This window comes from Betaproteobacteria bacterium, assembly GCA_016194905.1.
Classification (GTDB): domain Bacteria; phylum Pseudomonadota; class Gammaproteobacteria; order Burkholderiales; family JACQAP01; genus JACQAP01.
Genome location: JACQAP010000022.1, coordinates 1 through 16,148, shown reverse-complemented (window position 1 = coordinate 16,148; position 16,148 = coordinate 1). Strand labels below are relative to the sequence as shown.

Below are 16,148 nucleotides of genomic sequence, written 5' to 3'. Positions count from 1 at the left end.
CTCTCACCGCGGTGAGCGTCTTTTTCGATTTCCAGGAGCAAAAAAAAACGGGCGCCCGAAGGCGCCCGTTGGATCACATTGACTTCTCTGGTCAGGCCAGATCAGTAGGTGTGCTTGATGCCGACGTGAAAAACTTGGTGATCGGACCCGGGGAGGCCACCGTTCGGTGCGCCTGCTTGGGTGTAAGTCGCGAGGTCCGCATTGTCGGTACGGGCGTAGATAAATTGCAGTTGCGATTGCTTCGACAAGTTGTGGAAGTAGCCGATGCCGAACATCTTCGCACCCGTATCGTTGGCAGTACCCGAACCCACTCCGGTAATGTTGATCTTCCAATTTTGTGCGATGCCAATTTCACCGCCGACATAGCCAGACGGCAGGTTGTACTTCACGCCGAACCAGTATGCGGTACGCTTAAGTTCGTTAGTATCGAGGGCTGACGTGCCATCGCTCTTGTACTTCAACTGTTCGTAGCGAACATGCAGACCCAGATCGCCGATCATGTAGCCGCCACCGACCTGAATACCCGTATCGCTGCTTGAAGTTGCAGGAACACCACTCAAGTTCAGAGCGTTCAGCGCAAAAAGGTCTTCATGCTTTTCGTAAGAGAGGTCGACGTAGAACGGCGCGCCTTCAGGCTGGAACTTGCCACCGACTGACAGAATCTTGGGATCGAACGAGGAACCCCCTATTGGGCTTGATTTGAATGCGCTCAGGGTGTAGTCGACTTCGAACGCGAAGCCATTGAAGTTCGGGCTTTCGTACCAGATGGTCTGGTCGGTACGGCGATAGAAACCGATACATCCGGCGCCAGAATTGGTCGGGCTGCAGCCGCCCTGACCAGTATCAAATGCAGTACCAAGTCCAGGTGTGCCGAGGATCATCAGGTTGCCGCCGGGTCCGAGTGCGCCGTCGAGCGGGTCGGCCGTGTACATCATGCGCTCGTACACGTTTTCGTTCGTGCCCATCTTAAACGCACCCCAACTGCCGGCCACACCCAGGAAGCTGTTACGGTTGGTGTTGTCGACGCCGGTGCTTTGCGGAGAAGCGATCAACTGATAGTGGAAAATCACCTTGTTGCCGCCGCCGATGTCGTCAACCGACTCCAAGTCCACGTGTGAGTAGTTTCTGTTCAGCAACGTCTTCGTCAACCCGTTGGCAATGGGGACACCTAATACCGTGCTAGAGCTCGATTTTGCGATTTCGATGCCGAGGTTGATGGCGCCGCTCAGCGTGACTTCCGCCATTGCGACCGGTGCGGCGAACAGGCCCGCTACCGCCACTGCAATTAGACTCTTCTTCATGCGATCTCCTTTTTTGATTTGCTTGAGCCGGTCGGACGCGTTAACTCGCCCTCCCTGACGGCGACACATTTCGAGCGCCGCGGATGTAACCTCTCCCGGGAAAGAAAGAAGTTGCCGCGATTCTGCCAAAACGCAACACAGGGGAGCAAGCGATTTCTCCCGCAAACAGGCGGCTTTTTGCAGGTTGTGTGGCATATTTACAACACCGCGCCGCAACATACGGTCTTGAGAGGCCTTAAAACCTGTTTTATAACAAAAACAGGGTCTTAAGAAGAAAATATAAAGTAATTTCTGGAAATCCGCGCAATCGGCTTCAAACAGCCGTAACTGACAGGCGGAAGAGGTTAGCAAGCGCTTCACCGGGATCGGGTGCGCGCATGAACGCTTCGCCGACCAGGAAGGCATCGACTCCGGCAGAACGCATGAGCGCCACATCGGCGGGCGCAAGAATGCCGCTCTCGGTCACGACGAGCCGCTCGTGAGGGATGTGCTCAAGCAGGCTCAGCGTGGTTTCCAGCCTGGTTTCGAAGGTTCGCAGGTTGCGATTGTTGATGCCGAACAACGGCGTCTGCAGGCCCAACGCGCGATCGATCTCATGGGCGTCGTGCACCTCCACCAATACAGCCATCGCGAGCCCCAAGGCAATGCGCTCAAGCTCCACCATTTCATCCTGATCCAGCGCCGCAACGATCAAAAGGATGCAGTCCGCGCCCATCGCGCGGGCCTCATAGATTTGATAAGGATCGACGATGAAATCTTTTCGCAGGACCGGCAGCCCGCTAGCGTCCCGCGCCTGTCTCAAATAGTCACGGTGGCCCTGAAAGAACTGTATGTCAGTCAGCACTGACAGACAGGCGGCGCCGTGTCTGGCGTATGACCGGGCAATTGCCGGGGGATCGAAATCGGCGCGCAGCACCCCTTTGCTCGGACTCGCTTTCTTGATCTCGGCGATCACGGCCGGCATTCCGGCCGAAATTTTCGCGCGCAGTGCCCCGAGGAAATCACGGGGCTTGTCCGCTTTCTCCGCGTCGCTGCGAGTCGCGGCAAGGGGGCGTTTTTGCTTCGCCGCAGCCACTTCCACTCGCTTTACTGCGAGGATTTTTTCAAGAATGTCTGACACGCTCTTTAACCGCCAAGGACGCAAAGGACGCCAGGTAAACCAACCATCGAAGACATCCAATGGGACAACATTCGCTGTTTCAAAGCCCGTTCGCCACGCGTTTTATACCGTCCCTCATGTGGGCCACATTGAAGTTGAGCAGAAAACCAAGTTTATAACCGCCGAGTTTGAGGTATGTAAGTATCTGGGCCAAGTGCGCAGGGATTATTCGGTCCACCGCTTTGATTTCGACGACCACTTTCTGCCCCAGCAGCAGGTCGATTCGATAACCTACGTCCAAACGAACTGACTCGTAGATCACCGGCATCGAGACTTGCCGTTCAACCATGAGTCCGTGTTTTGCCAACTCGTACGCGAGGCAAGCTTCGTACGCACTCTCCAAGAGGCCGGCGCCAAGCGCAGTATGTACGTGCATCGCAGCGGGAACGATTAACTTTCCGATGCAGTCCTCGTCCACTGGTTTCCCCTCGCGTCCTTGGCGTCCTTGGCGGTTAATGCCTCAGTTCTTCAGCTTTTGAGTAACCGTGATGAACTGGTCGAGCTTCGCCTTCGCCGCGCCACTGGCGATAGTCTCCAGCGCCAGACGAACACCGGCCTGGTGGCTGTCTGCAAGCCCGGCAACGTAAATCGCGGCGCCCGCGTTCAACGCCAGGATGTCGCGGGCGGGCCCAGGCTGGTCGGAGAGCGCCGTCAGCATCATGTCCTTCGATTCGCCGCCGTCCCTGACCTGGATTTCAGACAGCGCGCTGATGGCCATCCCGAATTGTTTCGGATTGATGGCGTACTCCCGGACGTCGTCATTCTTGAGTTCGCCGACCAGGGTATCGCCGGAAAGTGAGATCTCGTCCAGGCCCTCCATGCCATGCACCACCATGACATGCCTGCTGCCGAGCCGTTGCAGTACACGCGCCAGAATGCCGACCAGATCCGGATGAAACACACCGATCAATTGATTACCCGCCCCGGCCGGGTTGGTAAGCGGCCCCAGAATGTTGAATAACGTGCGTACGCCCAGTTCACGGCGAACGGGTGCGGCATGCTTCATGGCGCTGTGATGGTTGGGTGCGAACATGAAACCGACGCCGGTCTGGTCGATGCACTGCGCCACCTGATCGGGCGTGAGGTTCAGGTTCACACCGAGCGCCTCGAGGATGTCCGCGCTTCCGGACTTACTGGAAACCGACCGGCCGCCATGCTTCGCAACTTTGGCGCCGGCCGCTGCGGCAACGAATACCGTTGCGGTGGAAATGTTGTAGGTATGCGCGCTGTCGCCGCCGGTGCCGCAGGTATCCAGCAAGTGCGCGCAATCGCCAACTTCGACCTTGGTCGAGAACTCGCGCATAACCTGGGCGGCAGCGGCGATTTCGCCGATGGTTTCCTTTTTCACCCGCAGGCCGGTGATGATGGCCGCGATCAGCGTGGGCGACATCTCGCCGCTCATGATCTGGCGCATAAGCGACAGCATCTCGTCGTGAAAGATCTCGCGATGCTCGATCACCCGGACCAGGGCTTCCTGAGGTGTCATGCCGGCTCCTGAAACTTGTGGCTAGTCATTGTTGACGTTGCCGAAACGGGTTGCGCCACCCTTCTCCCTCTACCCAATAAAAACACTTTCACCACGGAGGACGCGGAGGAAGGGCAAGAACAGTTAAACATTCGAAAGTAAGGACTATGGTATCGGTGGTCACTTTGGCCCTGCGCCTGCTTTTAACTCCTATACGTTTTTCCTCGTTTCTGATTTTCCTCTGCGTCCTTTGCGTCCTGCGGTAAGTGTTTGTGCTCTTCAATTTCTCAGAAAATTTGCCAGCAGATCGTGGCCGCGTTCTGTGAGGAAGGACTCTGGGTGAAACTGCACGCCCTCGACTGCCAGTTCCTTGTGACGCACGCCCATGATTTCACCGTCATCGGTCCAGGCCGTCACCTCGAGACAGTCCGGCAGGCTTTTCTTTTCGATGACCAGCGAATGATAGCGCGTGGCGGTCAGCGGATTGGGCAGCCCGCGGAAAACGCCGGCATCCTTGTGGCGGATGTCGGAAGTCTTGCCGTGCATCAGTTGTCCGGCGTGAACGATTTTTCCGCCGAATGCCTGTCCGATGCTCTGGTGGCCCAGGCAGACACCAAGGATCGGCAACTTGCCCGCAAAGTGCTGAATCAGCGGCACCGAAATGCCGGCCTCGCTAGGCGTGCAAGGTCCCGGGGAAATGACGATTCTCGAGGGATGCAGAGCCTCAATCTGTTCCAGCGTGATCTCGTCGTTGCGGTAAACCCGCACATCTTCACCCAGCTCGCCGAGGTACTGCACCAGGTTGTAGGTGAATGAATCGTAATTGTCGATCATCAGCAGCATAATTGACTTGACCTTCTGTTTCTAAATGCTGGCATCAAAGCTGACTTGCCTTTGATACCCGCACTCAATACCCGCTATTGATTTGGATGGCCCCGGATAATGCCCCGAAATTCCGGGCCTCGGTCGCCGATACGCTCGGCACAGCGATAAGGGAGATCAGGCGGCAGGCTTGCGCCAGCGCCGGCAGGGGAAAACGGCGGGGTTGCAGAGAGGAATCACGGGCGCATTATTGCACCGCTCGGGATCGCCGCCAATCCCGCGGCGGCACCGGGTTGCGATCACAGAGAGGCTCGATACCGACTTGGCGCCATCCGATTTGGCCAAATTTTGCCTTTTCGAATGGCAATTCGGCCAAGACCATCCGAAATGGTTGATCTACGTCAAGCGGAAGAATAGTGTTCCTTACCGGCTGTGCATATCCGATGCGTGCCCAGAACCAGGGAAAGTCACTCCTATTCGTTGCTTGACGCAGTAGCGCCATTTCCTGCCGCGATTTTTTTAGGGCCATTGTGAAGACGCAAATAATCGCACTGATTCAGGCCGGCGTCGTGTCATTCACATTGGCGCTAACGGGATGCGGTGGTGGCGGAGGGGGTGGCGGGTCAAGCCCCCCACCAGTGACGAACCACACCGTCACCCTGGCTTGGGCGCCCAACCACGAAAATGGGGTCAACAGCGCGGGTGGCGGCTACCAAGTCTCGATCAGTGGCCAACCGACGATTGAAGTGCCGTATGCGGCCGGACCCACGGCACCGACATCCACCGTTACGACATTGCAGACGGGGACTTACACCGTAACCGTGCGCGCCTTCGCGGCGCTCGATGCGCAAGGCGGCAGCTCCGGCCGCCTCAGCGCGCCCTCGCAGTCGCTCACCGTGGTCGTGCCCTGACACAGGCAGGAGACTCTAATGAAAACACCGTCACGCTCGATTGCCATAGCCGCTTTCGTCGGGGCTGTCCTGACGCTGGCCCCTCAGGTTTCCGCTGTTCCTTTCGCGCTGCCCACTCTGGCCGGCGCGGCTGGCGCGAAGTACGTGCCGGGTGAAGTGATTGTGAAGTTCAAACCTGCTGCCAGCATGCAGCAGCGCGCGGCGACCATGGCGGCCCGGGGACACTCCGTCCTCGCCAACCTGGAGCAGCCCGGCTGGATGCACATCAAGCTCGGCGCCGGCCAGACGGTGGAGACGGCGCTCACGGCCTACCGCAACGACCCGAATGTCGAATACGTCCAGCCGAATTACATCTACCACGCCACCGCGGCGCCCAACGACCCGCAATACGCCCAGCTCTGGGCGTTCAAGAACAACGGACAGATTGTCGGCACCTTTCCGCCCAACAGTGGCACGGTGGGCGATGACATGAACATCGAGCCGGCCTGGGATCACATCACCGATTGCAGCAGTGTTGTGGTTGCGGTGGTCGATTCTGGTGTTAACTATAATCAACAAGATCTCTCCGCTAACATGTGGAACGGCAGTGCCAACCATGGTCACGATTTTGTCGACAACGATAACGACCCGATGGACCTCAACGGTCATGGCACGCATGTCGCCGGCATCATCGGCGCCGTGGGTAACAATGGGATGGGCACCACTGGCGTGTGCCAGAAGGCCAGCATCATGGCGGTGCGCGTGCTGGATGCCGCGGGTAGCGGGACGACGGCGACCATTGCCCAGGGCGTCAACTTCGCGGTGACCAACGGTGCCAAGGTGGTCAACATGAGCCTCGGCGGCGGAGCCTTCGACCAGCTCTTCAGCGACGCCATCACCACCGCGAAAAATAGCGACGTCGTGGTGGTGGTGGCGGCAGGCAACAACGCCAGCAACAATGCCGTCACTGCTTTTTATCCCTGCAACTTCACCCAGCCGAACCTGGTCTGCGTCGCCGCGCTCGACCAGAACTACGCGCTCGCGAGCTTCTCGAACTGGGGAGCGACCAGCGTTGATGTCGGTGCGCCGGGGGCCAATATCTTAAGCACCTATGCGGGGACGGTTGCGACGACGACCGACCCTCTGACCGGCTGGACGATCAGCAGCGGCTGGACTCATGTGCTCAATGGCGCTAACGATTTTCTGGTCGATCCAGGAAATTTTCTTATTACCAAGTATGGGCCCAACCTGAACGACACGGCCGCCAAGGGGTTCAATACCTCCGCAATCAACGGTGTGATCTTGAATTTTGGTTTGTTGGTTAATCTTGCCAATGGCGGGGACAGATTTGTCGTTGGGGTGGATCCGAACGGCGTTGATCCCTTCGGCGCAGGCGCGTTAACGGGAAGTATTTCCGGTCCTATCGATACCGGCAATTCGGGATTCCTCGTTTCCTTGGATATCAGCGACTGCGCGGCGAAAATTAACTGCCTGATCGGCTTCAAGCTTGCGACCGGCCCGACCACGCCAGGTGATTTCGGTATTGGCATCACGCAATTCTCGATCAACGCTTTGTCGCTCATGACCAACACCTATCAAATCGAAAGTGGCACCTCCATGGCCTCGCCCGAGGTCGCGGGACTCGCTGCGATGCTGCGCGCCTTCAACCCGGAGTACACCTACGCCAATACCGTCAACGCCATCAAGAATGGCGGCAGATCCGTCCCCGCCCTCGCCGGCAAAACCACGACCGGCAAGGCGGTCGATGTCATGTCGTCCCTGGCGTTCATCAACCCGCCCACGGGCCTGACGGCCACCGTGCAATAGGAGGCGGCATGCGATGCGGAGGGCGGGGGTGCATCGGACTTGTAGTGGCCATGGCGGGTCTGGCCGCGACATCTGCCTGCAGCCAGACGCCGCGCGACCCTGCGCCGACGCCGATGGACTTTTCGTCGCGTCAGATCCGGGCGCCTGGGGAATATCTCGTTACGCTCGCCGCGGGAGCCGATGTTAAGGCTATCGCCGACCTCTACGGACGTTTCGGGATCAAGGGCACTCAGGGTCTGGGGCGCAACATCTTCCTCGTAACGCTCACTGAGGATCCGGGACCAGCGAAGATGGAGAAGCTGCGCGGACAGAACGCGCAGATCGAGGCCGTTCAGCCGAACTTTGTGTACCGGGGCAACGGACGCGGGAACATTCAGTAGACGAGAGCCCTCTCTCATTGCGACACCGAAAAGCGAACAGATTTATTAATACCTGCGGAATTTCCGCGCTGTGCCGCTCGATCAGTTCTAGCAGCAGAAATGCCATTCGCTACTCGGCGGCCTTCCACGTCGGCGCTTCGGCGCACTCCCCGCAAACGACCGACTACGCCGGTAACGTGTCCGTGCGCCGCTCTGTGTCCTCCGTGGTTAGTGTTTAATCAAGCTTGCTGTTCAGACCAGCCTGGGCCATTTCCGCCGCGCGCAGCAAGGCTCGCGCCTTGTTTTGCGTTTCGGTCCATTCGCTCTCCGGCACCGAGTCGGCAACGATGCCCGCGCCAGCCTGCACGTATAGCCTGCCATCCTTCACCACCGCGGTACGGATTGCGATGGCGAGGTCCATGTCGCCGTTGAAGCCGAGATAGCCGACCGCACCGGAATAGATGCCGCGCTTACTCGGTTCGAGTTCGTCGATGATCTCCATGGCCCGCACCTTGGGCGCGCCGCTTACCGTCCCGGCCGGGAAAGTCGCTTTCAGCACCGCCATTGCATCGAGGCCTTGTTTCAGCCTGGCCTCGACGTTGGAAACGATATGCATCACATGCGAATAGCGCTCGGTCGTCATGTTCTCGGTTACGCGCACGCTGCCCGTTTCGGCTACGCGGCCGATATCGTTGCGCCCGAGGTCCATCAGCATCACGTGCTCGGCTCGCTCCTTGGGATCGGCCAGGAGTTCCTGTTCGAGCGCAACATCCTGCTCCCGCGTTGCGCCCCGTGGACGCGTGCCGGCTATCGGCCGGACCGTGACCATGCCGCTTTCCAGGCGCACCAGAATTTCCGGCGAAGCGCCGACGACATGGAAGTCCGCCATGTCGAAGTAGAACATGTAAGGCGAGGGATTGAGCGCGCGCAACGCACGGTACAGCGACAGCGGAGAAGCGCGAAAGGGAAGGCTCATGCGTTGCGACAACACGACCTGCATGATGTCGCCATCGAAGATGTAGCGCTTGGCGCGTTCCACGGCCGCAATGAAAGCCTCACGGCTGAATTCCGAACTTGGTTGCGCCGGCGGGACTGGCGCTTCCGGCGGCACGACGACCGGCTGGCGCAGCATCCACAGCAATTCCTGCAGGCGTTGTTGCGCCCGCGCATAGGCGTTGGCCGCGCCCGGATCGGCATAGACCACCAGAAAAAGTTTGCCGGAGAGATTGTCCAGCACGACCAGTTGTTCCGACAGCAACAAGAGGATGTCCGGCGTCTGCAGCGTGTCCGGTTTGCCGGTGCGGGCGAGCTTTTTTTCGACGTAGCGCACCGTGTCGTAACCGAAGCAGCCGACCAGCCCGCCAAGAAAGCGCGGCAAGCCCGGTAGCGAGGCCGCCTGGATGCGCGCATGGCAGGCGGAGACGAACTCAAGCGGATTCTTATGTTCATCCCGGCTGATCAGTTCTCCGCGACGATATTCGCTGCACATAGTGCCGTGCACTTCGAAGCGGGTCTCGGCGGGCAGGCCGATGAAGGAATAGCGGCCGAAACGTTCGCCGCCCTGCACAGACTCGAGCAGATAGGAGTAGGGCTTGTTGGCGAGTTTGAGGTAAACGGAAAGCGGAGTATCGAGGTCCGCGAAGGTTTCCAGCACAACCGGGATACGGTTGAAGCCCTGCGCGGCGAGTTGCGTGAATTCCTGCTCAGTCATGATGAACTCCTGAAACTTCGAAAACGGGATAACGGAAACGACGCCGCGTCAGGCGCGACGCCAGGACGCGGATTGGCGCCACCAGCGCCAACCGGCCCGAATTTCCATTCCCAGGTTTTCAAGTTTCGACGAGTTCATGAACGCGGAAGTCTGATCAGATCCAGCAAGTCGGGAAGCGTGGGTACTATAGCATCGCAATCAAGCTCTTGCACCGCCAGCGTGCCGCGGTAACCATAGGGGACGCAGAACACAGGGCAGCCTGCAGCGCGAGCCGATCCCGTGTCGACCGGCGAGTCCCCGACCATCAGCAAGCGTGCTGGGTCGATGCCGAAGACCTGCGCGCTGTGTACAAGCGGCAACGGATCGGGCTTCTTCCGAGGCAGGCTGTCTCCGCTGAGGATCAGGTCGAAGTATCCGGTCAGCGCCAATCCTTCCAGCAAAGGCTCGGTGAAGCGCGCCGGTTTGTTGGTCACGCAGGCGAGCTTGAATCCGCGCGCGCGCAGAATTTTGAGAGAGGAAACAACGCCGGAAAACGGATGCGATGCGCGCGTCAGCACGCTCGCGTAGTGGCTGCGAAAGTTCTCTGCGGCCTTTTCGAACAACGTGGGATCGGGTTCACCGTCGGGCTTCCCGGTCAACAGGCGCCTGACCAGGCGATCGACGCCGTCGCCCACATAGGCCCGTACGGTCGACTCGGTTACGGCGGGCCGACCGATTTGCGCGAGCATGCGTACCGCGGACTCGTGCAGGTCCGGCAAAGTCTCGACGAGGGTGCCGTCCAGGTCGAAGGCTATCGCCTTAATCTCGATCGGGAATTTCAAGAGATGCGCTCACCACGGAGAACACGGATACCCTCGCGATAGCGCGGGGTACCCTTTTAGGAAAACCAAAAAAAATGGAGGATAAAAGCAAAGTGACTGTTCGTGATCCTCTGCGGCCAATTTCGACTTTGCTGGAGCATCCGCAACTGGAGCTTCTTACACTCGTTTGCTTTTTTTGCTCCTGCCCTTACCTCCGCGTCCTCTGTGTCCTCCGTGGTTAAAGCTTTGCATTCGACAACTCGGCGCGCATGGCGGCGATGGTGGCCTTGTAGTCTTTGGTGCCGAAGATCGACGAGCCGGCAACGAACGTATCCGCGCCGGCGCGTGCAATCTCGGCAATATTGTCGACCTTGACGCCGCCGTCGACTTCGAGCCAGACCTCGCGGCCCGATTTCACGATGCGTTCGCGCGCCACACGCAATTTGCCGAGCGCCGCGGGAATGAATTTCTGCCCGCCAAAGCCGGGATTGACGGACATGATCAGGATCAGGTCCAGCTTGTCGAGCGTGTGGTCCAGCCAGGAAAGCGGGGTCGCTGGATTGAACACGAGGCCGGCCTTGCATCCCGATTCCCTGATCAGTCCGATCGTGCGATCGACATGATCGGAGGCTTCCGGATGAAAGCTGATGATATTGGCTCCGGCCTTGGCGAAGTCCGGAATGATGCGATCGACCGGCTTGACCATCAGATGCACATCGATCACCGCCTTGGTCAACGGCCGGATCGCTTCACACACCATCGGGCCGATGGTGAGATTCGGCACGTAATGGTTGTCCATCACGTCGAAATGAACCAGGTCGGCGCCCGCACCAATGACGGATTGCACTTCTTCACCAAGTTTGGCGAAATCGGCGGAAAGAATGCTCGGAGCGATTCGATACATGGTCGGGCAGGCGGGTAGAGTCGGCGGCATTGTACCGTTTTCGGCCTTGCCGCTTGCTGGGGAATCAGGTCAAATGCCGCAGTGGCCGAGCACAAGAAATACGACATCACGGTGACCGCGCGGACGACCCATATTCCCGGGCAGTCCGACGAAGCCAACAACCGTTATGTTTTCGCGTACACGATCACCATCGTCAATTCGGGCAGCGTCGCCGCCCGGCTGGTCTCGCGTCACTGGATCATCACCGACACCGAAAACCGTAGCCAGGAGGTGCGCGGATTGGGCGTGGTCGGCGAACAACCGCTGCTTAAACCGCAGCAGAGCTACGAATATACCAGCGCTACCGCGATCGCGACCCCGGTGGGGACAATGCGGGGCAGCTATCAGATGATCGCCGAGGATGGCGTGACCTTCGACGCGCCGATTCCGCAGTTCACGCTGAGCGCACCGCGAGTGCTGCACTGACACTTCTTTGTTCCAATCCCGTGTCAAGGTCGTTGTCAGTTCCAAGTTCCGCGATCGGAGTCGCCGGCTGGCTTTTCCGCGTTATTCCTTCCTGTCGTGGTCTTGATCGCGCTTGCGCGGCATCGTCCACCAGATAATGAGCAGGAACAGGACGACAGACAGAACCGCCTCGAGTATCAGCCAGATCACTTGAGAAAACTCCGGCAGGCCGGAAAATCGCCGGGTATCGCTTTGCGATACCCGGAACGCAGAAAGTTCATGCACAGTCACCGAATGCAGACCGGAAAATGGCTGGCGCTCGCGTTATGCGCGGCAGTCGTCAGCGGTTGCGCGAGTGTAACCAATCCCAACACCGCGCCACCAGCGCAGATCTTTCCTGAACCCGTTCCTTCGTCGCCTTTGCCGCCGCAGCCCGAACCGGCATCCGTATCCGCACCCGAGCCGGCCATCGTCACGGCACCGGAACCGTCGTCGCAGGTGCGAAGCTATGAGTTGCAGGATTGGGCGGCGTTGCCGGACTGGAACAACGACAACCTTGCAGAGGCACTGCCCGCTTTTCTGCTTTCCTGCAATGCCCTGAAAGCCGCCGAGGAATGGACTTCAGCCTGCGCGGCAGCGGCACAGGTTCGCAAGGCCGACCCCATGGCCGCACGGCAATTCTTCGAATCGACCTTCGTTCCCTGGCTGGTGCACAACGCGGATGGCGGAACGGACGGACTGGTGACCGGCTACTACGAACCTCTGCTCCATGGCAGTCGAATGTTCGGCCGCAGCTATCGTTATCCCGTTTACGGCGTGCCGCCCGACCTTCTGGTGATCGATCTGGCCGAGAGTAATCCGGACCTCAAAGGCATCCGGCTGCGCGGCCGCATGCAGGACAAGAAAGTCGTCCCCTATTACACGCGTTCGGAGATCGAGCGTGGCCTGGCCTCTCTGCGCGGTCGTGAAATTCTCTGGGTCGACGACCCCGTCGAGCTGTTTTTCCTGCACGTCCAGGGCTCGGGGCGCGTCAGATTGCCTGGCGGGGAAACGGTCCGCGTCGGCTTCGCGGAACACAATGGCCATTTATACAAATCGATCGGCAGGATTCTGGTCGAGCGCGGCGAACTCGCCGCGGACAAAGCCTCGATGCAGGGAATCAAACAGTGGGCTGCGAAGAACCCGAACAAACTTGCGCCGTTGCTGCAGCAAAATCCGGCTTATGTGTTTTTTCGTGAGCTGCCTGATTCGCTGCTCGGGCCGACCGGCGCGCTGGGCGTGCCATTGACACCGGGGCGCAGCATCGCAGTCGATGCCATGACGACTCCGCTCGGCGCACCCGTATTCCTGTCCACGACCTCGCCCTTGTCGTCGCGCCTGCTCAATCGCTTGGTCGTCGCGCAGGACACCGGCACGGCAATCAAGGGCGCGGTGCGCGCCGATTTTTTCTGGGGGTTCGGCGACGACGCGGGACAATCCGCCGGACGCATGCGTCAAAGCGGCCGCATGTGGATCCTGTATCCACGTGGCTTCCAGCCAAAACCACCATGATCATTGCGCGGCACCCGTCAATTCCGGATCGAACTCGACTTTGATCAGTACCCGGCTGCGTACCATCCGGCCATCTTTCTGGGCCGGGTAAAACATCGCGTTCGCCAGCGCCTGTTGCGCGGCCTCCTCGAAAACACCGTCCGGCGCGGCGTCCATGACCGATGTGCCGACAACCTTCCCGACTTCGTCGATCAATACCAAAAGCGTGACGGCACCGGCGACTTGCGCGTCGCGGGCTGTCTCAGGATAGACCGGCGTAATCCGCCTCAATGCCTGAGGATAGATATCGAGGTCCTTTGCCGGGTAGTGAACCGGGTCCGGGATAGTTGCGATTGCCGCATCGTTACCGGCGGGCACAACCGGTTCCGGATCAATGGGCGTGGTCGTTGGAGTCGGCACCGCTGAAAGTTCTGCCGCAGCGCTCGACTCAGGCTGCGAAAGCGCAACGGGCGCGGGCCGAGAAAAGTCCGGCGGACCAAGCCGCTCAGGCAGTCTGGCTCGTCGCGCGCTTGCGGCGGGTTGCGGGGACATCAGTCGCGCGCGAATAACCGTTACGCGCACGCCAGGACCCGGGTCCGCGGACAGCGAAAATCCGTAGATCAGGAATACGTGAAGTGCGGCGGAAAGCGCGATAGCCGCGGACATGCGGCTGAATATCGCTGGCGACAGCCCTGGGGAAGTTTGTCGGATCCTGCGCACCCACCGCTCCCAGCCGGTTACGCTGACGCCCCAATTCTAGAGCGTCGGCGAAGATGCGCAACGTCGTTTTTACGACTTGCCGGCGCTGCTGGATTTGTTCAGCAATTCCTCGAAGCGCTCGGCGGGAATGGCTCCCGGTACGCGCTTGCCGTCTGCAAAAAAGATGGTCGGCGTACCGTTGATCTTCTTCGACTGTCCATAGGTCACGATCTTGTCCACCGGGTTGTCGCACTTGGCGGATTTCGGCGCGGAGCCCTTGAGCATGTACTCATCCCACGCTTTCACGCGGTCGGATGCACACCAGATCGCGCGCGACATCTCCGGCGCCTTCGGATGCAATTGCTCGATCGGGAACAGGAAGATGTAGATGGTCACGTCGGTAACCTTCTCGAGATCCTTCTCCAGCTTGCGGCAGAAAGGGCAATCGGGATCAGAGAACACGGCCACCTTGCGGCTGCCATCGCCCTTCACCTTTTTTATCGCCAGTTCGAACGGCAGTTGCTCGAAGGGGAAGGCCAGCCCCTTGAGCTTCTTGTCTTCGATTTCGCGCTGTCGCGCATCGGTGATATTGGTTCTGGTCTTGGTCTCGATGATGCTGCCGACGATCAGATAATTGAAGTCGGGATCGGTGTAAAGCACTTCCCCGTCCACCAACATTTCGTACAGCCCGAGATAAGGCGTCTTGGTAATACTCTCGATGTTGGCCTGGGGATATTTCTTTGAAAATTCGGCACGAATCGAAGCTTCGTCGGCACACGCTACACCGCTCAGCAACACCAGCACGGAAGACAGTACGGTCAAGATACGAATGAACATGATTTCCAGGCAAACCCTGTGTGGACGATGAAAGGCCCCGTTGGACCGCTTAACCCAAAGCTCGTTTCACGAGCAATCGCTTTAATGGAGAGAACCGGTTGGTCAGGCGCAAACCCGCGTTGCGCAACCGCTTTGCTCCGGGCAGGCTGCTGTCGAAGAGCACCTGCAACCCGTCAGTTACCACTTCCATGGCAAGAAGGTCTTCGCGCCGGCTGCGCTCGAACCGGCGTAACAATGAAACCGCGCCGCTGTCGCTTTCCATGCCGCGTTCGGCCAGCACGGCCGCCAGCGCCTGTGCGTCGCCGAACCCAAGGTTCAGCCCTTGCCCGGCGAGCGGATGGACATTATGAGCAGTGTCCCCGACCAGGGCAAGACGAGGCCCGATCAGTCGCTTGGCCCGCATGCGTTGCAGCGGGAACCCGACTGCCGCGCTGACCGGCTGTAACTGGCCCAGCGTGCCAGAACTGGCCTGTTCCACCATTCGCGCCAGTTCTTCCGCCCCGGCGTCCAACAGAACCTGTGCATGCGCGTCGGGGGCGGACCAGACCATGGAAATGTGATTGCCCGGCAAGGGCAGCAGAGCCAGCACGCCATGGGTCAAAAACCACTGATACGCAACATCGCGATGTGTCCGCCCGGCCCGGAAATTCGCGACGACCCCCGTCTGCGCGTAATGGTGAACTTGCGTCGCAATGCCGGCCGCGGTGCGCAACGCGGACTCTGCGCCGTCTGCGGCGACCACGAGGCGAGCCTCGATCTGCCTGCCGTCGGACAATGAAAGCGTCGCCAGCGCGTCGTTCCAGCGTGCACCCGTACACTCGATTCCCGTCAGTAGCGTGAGATTGGCTTGAGTGGCCAGCGCCGACTGCAGGGCTTGCTGAAGGTTGGCTTCCTCGACTATCGAGGCCAACTCGGGAACACCGCTGCGGTAGGCGCTGAATTCGATTTTCGACGCATCGTCGCCGAACACCCGCATTTCGCGGACAGGCGCGACACGTTCCAGCGACAACTGCTGCCAGATTTCACAGCGTTCGAGGAAGCGGCGGCTGTGGCGGTTCAACGCGTAGACCCGCTGGTCGAAACCACTGGACGGCAATGCGCGCGCCACCCTGGGTTCCACCAGCGCCACGCTGAGCCCGGTCGGCGCCAATGCGCGCGCGAAACTGCCGCCGACAGGCCCGCCTCCGACTACTGCGACATCGACATTCATATGCCAAGTCTACAGGGTGAGGCCTAAGGGCGATGGCTGCGCGCCTGCCAGTATTTTCTAATCGTAAGATGAGGCTGAAACTGTCGAGGTCAGGCGGCGGATTTGGATCGACGGTTTATGGACTGGAACAGTAGTTTTCGAGCCTGCTGGACTTGTTTTGCGGCTTCATTATCGCTCATGGTGTTGGCTT

Annotated in this window: 17 protein-coding genes; 5 read left to right on the top strand and 12 right to left on the bottom strand. The window is 59.5% G+C overall.

What is annotated here, in order from left to right:
• Positions 1 to 101: 101 nt before the first annotated feature.
• The 5 genes from HY067_16435 to HY067_16415 all read right to left on the bottom strand — a co-directional run bounded on the left by HY067_16435 (position 102) and on the right by HY067_16415 (position 4,768).
• Complete coding sequence (locus HY067_16435) at positions 102 to 1,661, bottom strand: porin (GenBank protein MBI3529541.1); 1,560 nt, start codon at positions 1,659 to 1,661, stop codon at positions 102 to 104.
• Positions 1,615 to 2,421: an indole-3-glycerol phosphate synthase TrpC gene (gene trpC, locus HY067_16430; protein MBI3529540.1), complete on the bottom strand. Its 807-nt coding sequence runs from the start codon at positions 2,419 to 2,421 to the stop codon at positions 1,615 to 1,617. Before trpC ends, HY067_16435 begins: the two co-directional genes overlap by 47 nt.
• A 79-nt stretch (positions 2,422 to 2,500) precedes the next feature.
• Positions 2,501 to 2,878 carry a GxxExxY protein gene (locus HY067_16425; protein MBI3529539.1) on the bottom strand — a complete coding sequence of 126 codons (378 nt, stop codon included), beginning with the start codon at positions 2,876 to 2,878 and terminating at the stop codon, positions 2,501 to 2,503.
• 42 nt (positions 2,879 to 2,920) lie between these two features.
• Positions 2,921 to 3,946 (bottom strand): anthranilate phosphoribosyltransferase, encoded by a 1,026-nt coding sequence (gene trpD, locus HY067_16420; GenBank protein MBI3529538.1) that lies wholly within the window; start codon positions 3,944 to 3,946, stop codon positions 2,921 to 2,923.
• A 258-nt stretch (positions 3,947 to 4,204) separates the two neighbouring features.
• Entirely contained in the window at positions 4,205 to 4,768 is a 564-nt protein-coding gene (locus HY067_16415; GenBank protein ID MBI3529537.1) for an aminodeoxychorismate/anthranilate synthase component II, read from the bottom strand.
• A 617-nt stretch (positions 4,769 to 5,385) separates the two neighbouring features.
• On the opposite strand from HY067_16415, the gene HY067_16410 reads away from it, so the two are divergent.
• From HY067_16410 to HY067_16400, 3 genes are read left to right on the top strand one after another with little or no spacing between them, the layout of a single operon-like run.
• Positions 5,386 to 5,658 carry a fibronectin type III domain-containing protein gene (locus HY067_16410; protein ID MBI3529536.1) on the top strand — a complete coding sequence of 91 codons (273 nt, stop codon included), beginning with the start codon at positions 5,386 to 5,388 and terminating at the stop codon, positions 5,656 to 5,658.
• Between the two features lie 18 nt (positions 5,659 to 5,676).
• Positions 5,677 to 7,464, top strand: coding sequence for a S8 family serine peptidase (locus HY067_16405; GenBank protein ID MBI3529535.1), 1,788 nt, complete (start codon positions 5,677 to 5,679; stop codon positions 7,462 to 7,464).
• 8 nt (positions 7,465 to 7,472) lie between these two features.
• Positions 7,473 to 7,844, top strand: coding sequence for a hypothetical protein (locus HY067_16400; protein MBI3529534.1), 372 nt, complete (start codon positions 7,473 to 7,475; stop codon positions 7,842 to 7,844).
• Between the two features lie 214 nt (positions 7,845 to 8,058).
• Here the strand turns inward: HY067_16400 and HY067_16395 are convergent, their stop codons facing one another.
• The 3 genes from HY067_16395 to rpe all read right to left on the bottom strand — a co-directional run bounded on the left by HY067_16395 (position 8,059) and on the right by rpe (position 11,238).
• On the bottom strand, positions 8,059 to 9,534 hold the full coding sequence (locus HY067_16395; GenBank protein MBI3529533.1) for an anthranilate synthase component I: 1,476 nt from the start codon (positions 9,532 to 9,534) through the stop codon (positions 8,059 to 8,061).
• A 134-nt stretch (positions 9,535 to 9,668) separates the two neighbouring features.
• Positions 9,669 to 10,355, bottom strand: a complete 687-nt coding sequence (locus HY067_16390; protein ID MBI3529532.1) for a phosphoglycolate phosphatase — start codon at positions 10,353 to 10,355, stop codon at positions 9,669 to 9,671.
• Between the two features lie 217 nt (positions 10,356 to 10,572).
• Positions 10,573 to 11,238: a ribulose-phosphate 3-epimerase gene (rpe, locus tag HY067_16385; GenBank protein MBI3529531.1), complete on the bottom strand. Its 666-nt coding sequence runs from the start codon at positions 11,236 to 11,238 to the stop codon at positions 10,573 to 10,575.
• An 81-nt stretch (positions 11,239 to 11,319) separates the two neighbouring features.
• Between rpe and apaG the strand changes: the two genes are divergently transcribed.
• Positions 11,320 to 11,703, top strand: a complete 384-nt coding sequence (gene apaG / locus HY067_16380; protein ID MBI3529530.1) for a Co2+/Mg2+ efflux protein ApaG — start codon at positions 11,320 to 11,322, stop codon at positions 11,701 to 11,703.
• 81 nt (positions 11,704 to 11,784) lie between these two features.
• Here apaG and HY067_16375 read toward each other — a convergent pair whose 3' ends face one another.
• Complete coding sequence (locus tag HY067_16375) at positions 11,785 to 11,967, bottom strand: hypothetical protein (protein ID MBI3529529.1); 183 nt, start codon at positions 11,965 to 11,967, stop codon at positions 11,785 to 11,787.
• Here HY067_16375 and HY067_16370 point away from each other — a divergent pair.
• Entirely contained in the window at positions 11,962 to 13,233 is a 1,272-nt protein-coding gene (locus tag HY067_16370) for an MltA domain-containing protein (protein MBI3529528.1), read from the top strand. The two genes, HY067_16375 and HY067_16370, sit on opposite strands and share 6 nt — an antisense overlap.
• Here HY067_16370 and HY067_16365 read toward each other — a convergent pair whose 3' ends face one another.
• The 3 genes from HY067_16365 to HY067_16355 all read right to left on the bottom strand — a co-directional run bounded on the left by HY067_16365 (position 13,234) and on the right by HY067_16355 (position 15,958).
• The gene (locus tag HY067_16365) at positions 13,234 to 13,878 is read right to left on the bottom strand and encodes an energy transducer TonB (GenBank protein MBI3529527.1); all 645 of its coding nucleotides are present in this window, start codon (positions 13,876 to 13,878) and stop codon (positions 13,234 to 13,236) included.
• 123 nt (positions 13,879 to 14,001) lie between these two features.
• On the bottom strand, positions 14,002 to 14,748 hold the full coding sequence (locus HY067_16360) for a DsbC family protein (protein ID MBI3529526.1): 747 nt from the start codon (positions 14,746 to 14,748) through the stop codon (positions 14,002 to 14,004).
• Positions 14,749 to 14,797: 49 nt separating this feature from the next.
• The gene (locus tag HY067_16355) at positions 14,798 to 15,958 is read right to left on the bottom strand and encodes an FAD-dependent monooxygenase (protein MBI3529525.1); all 1,161 of its coding nucleotides are present in this window, start codon (positions 15,956 to 15,958) and stop codon (positions 14,798 to 14,800) included.
• Positions 15,959 to 16,148 lie beyond the last annotated feature (190 nt).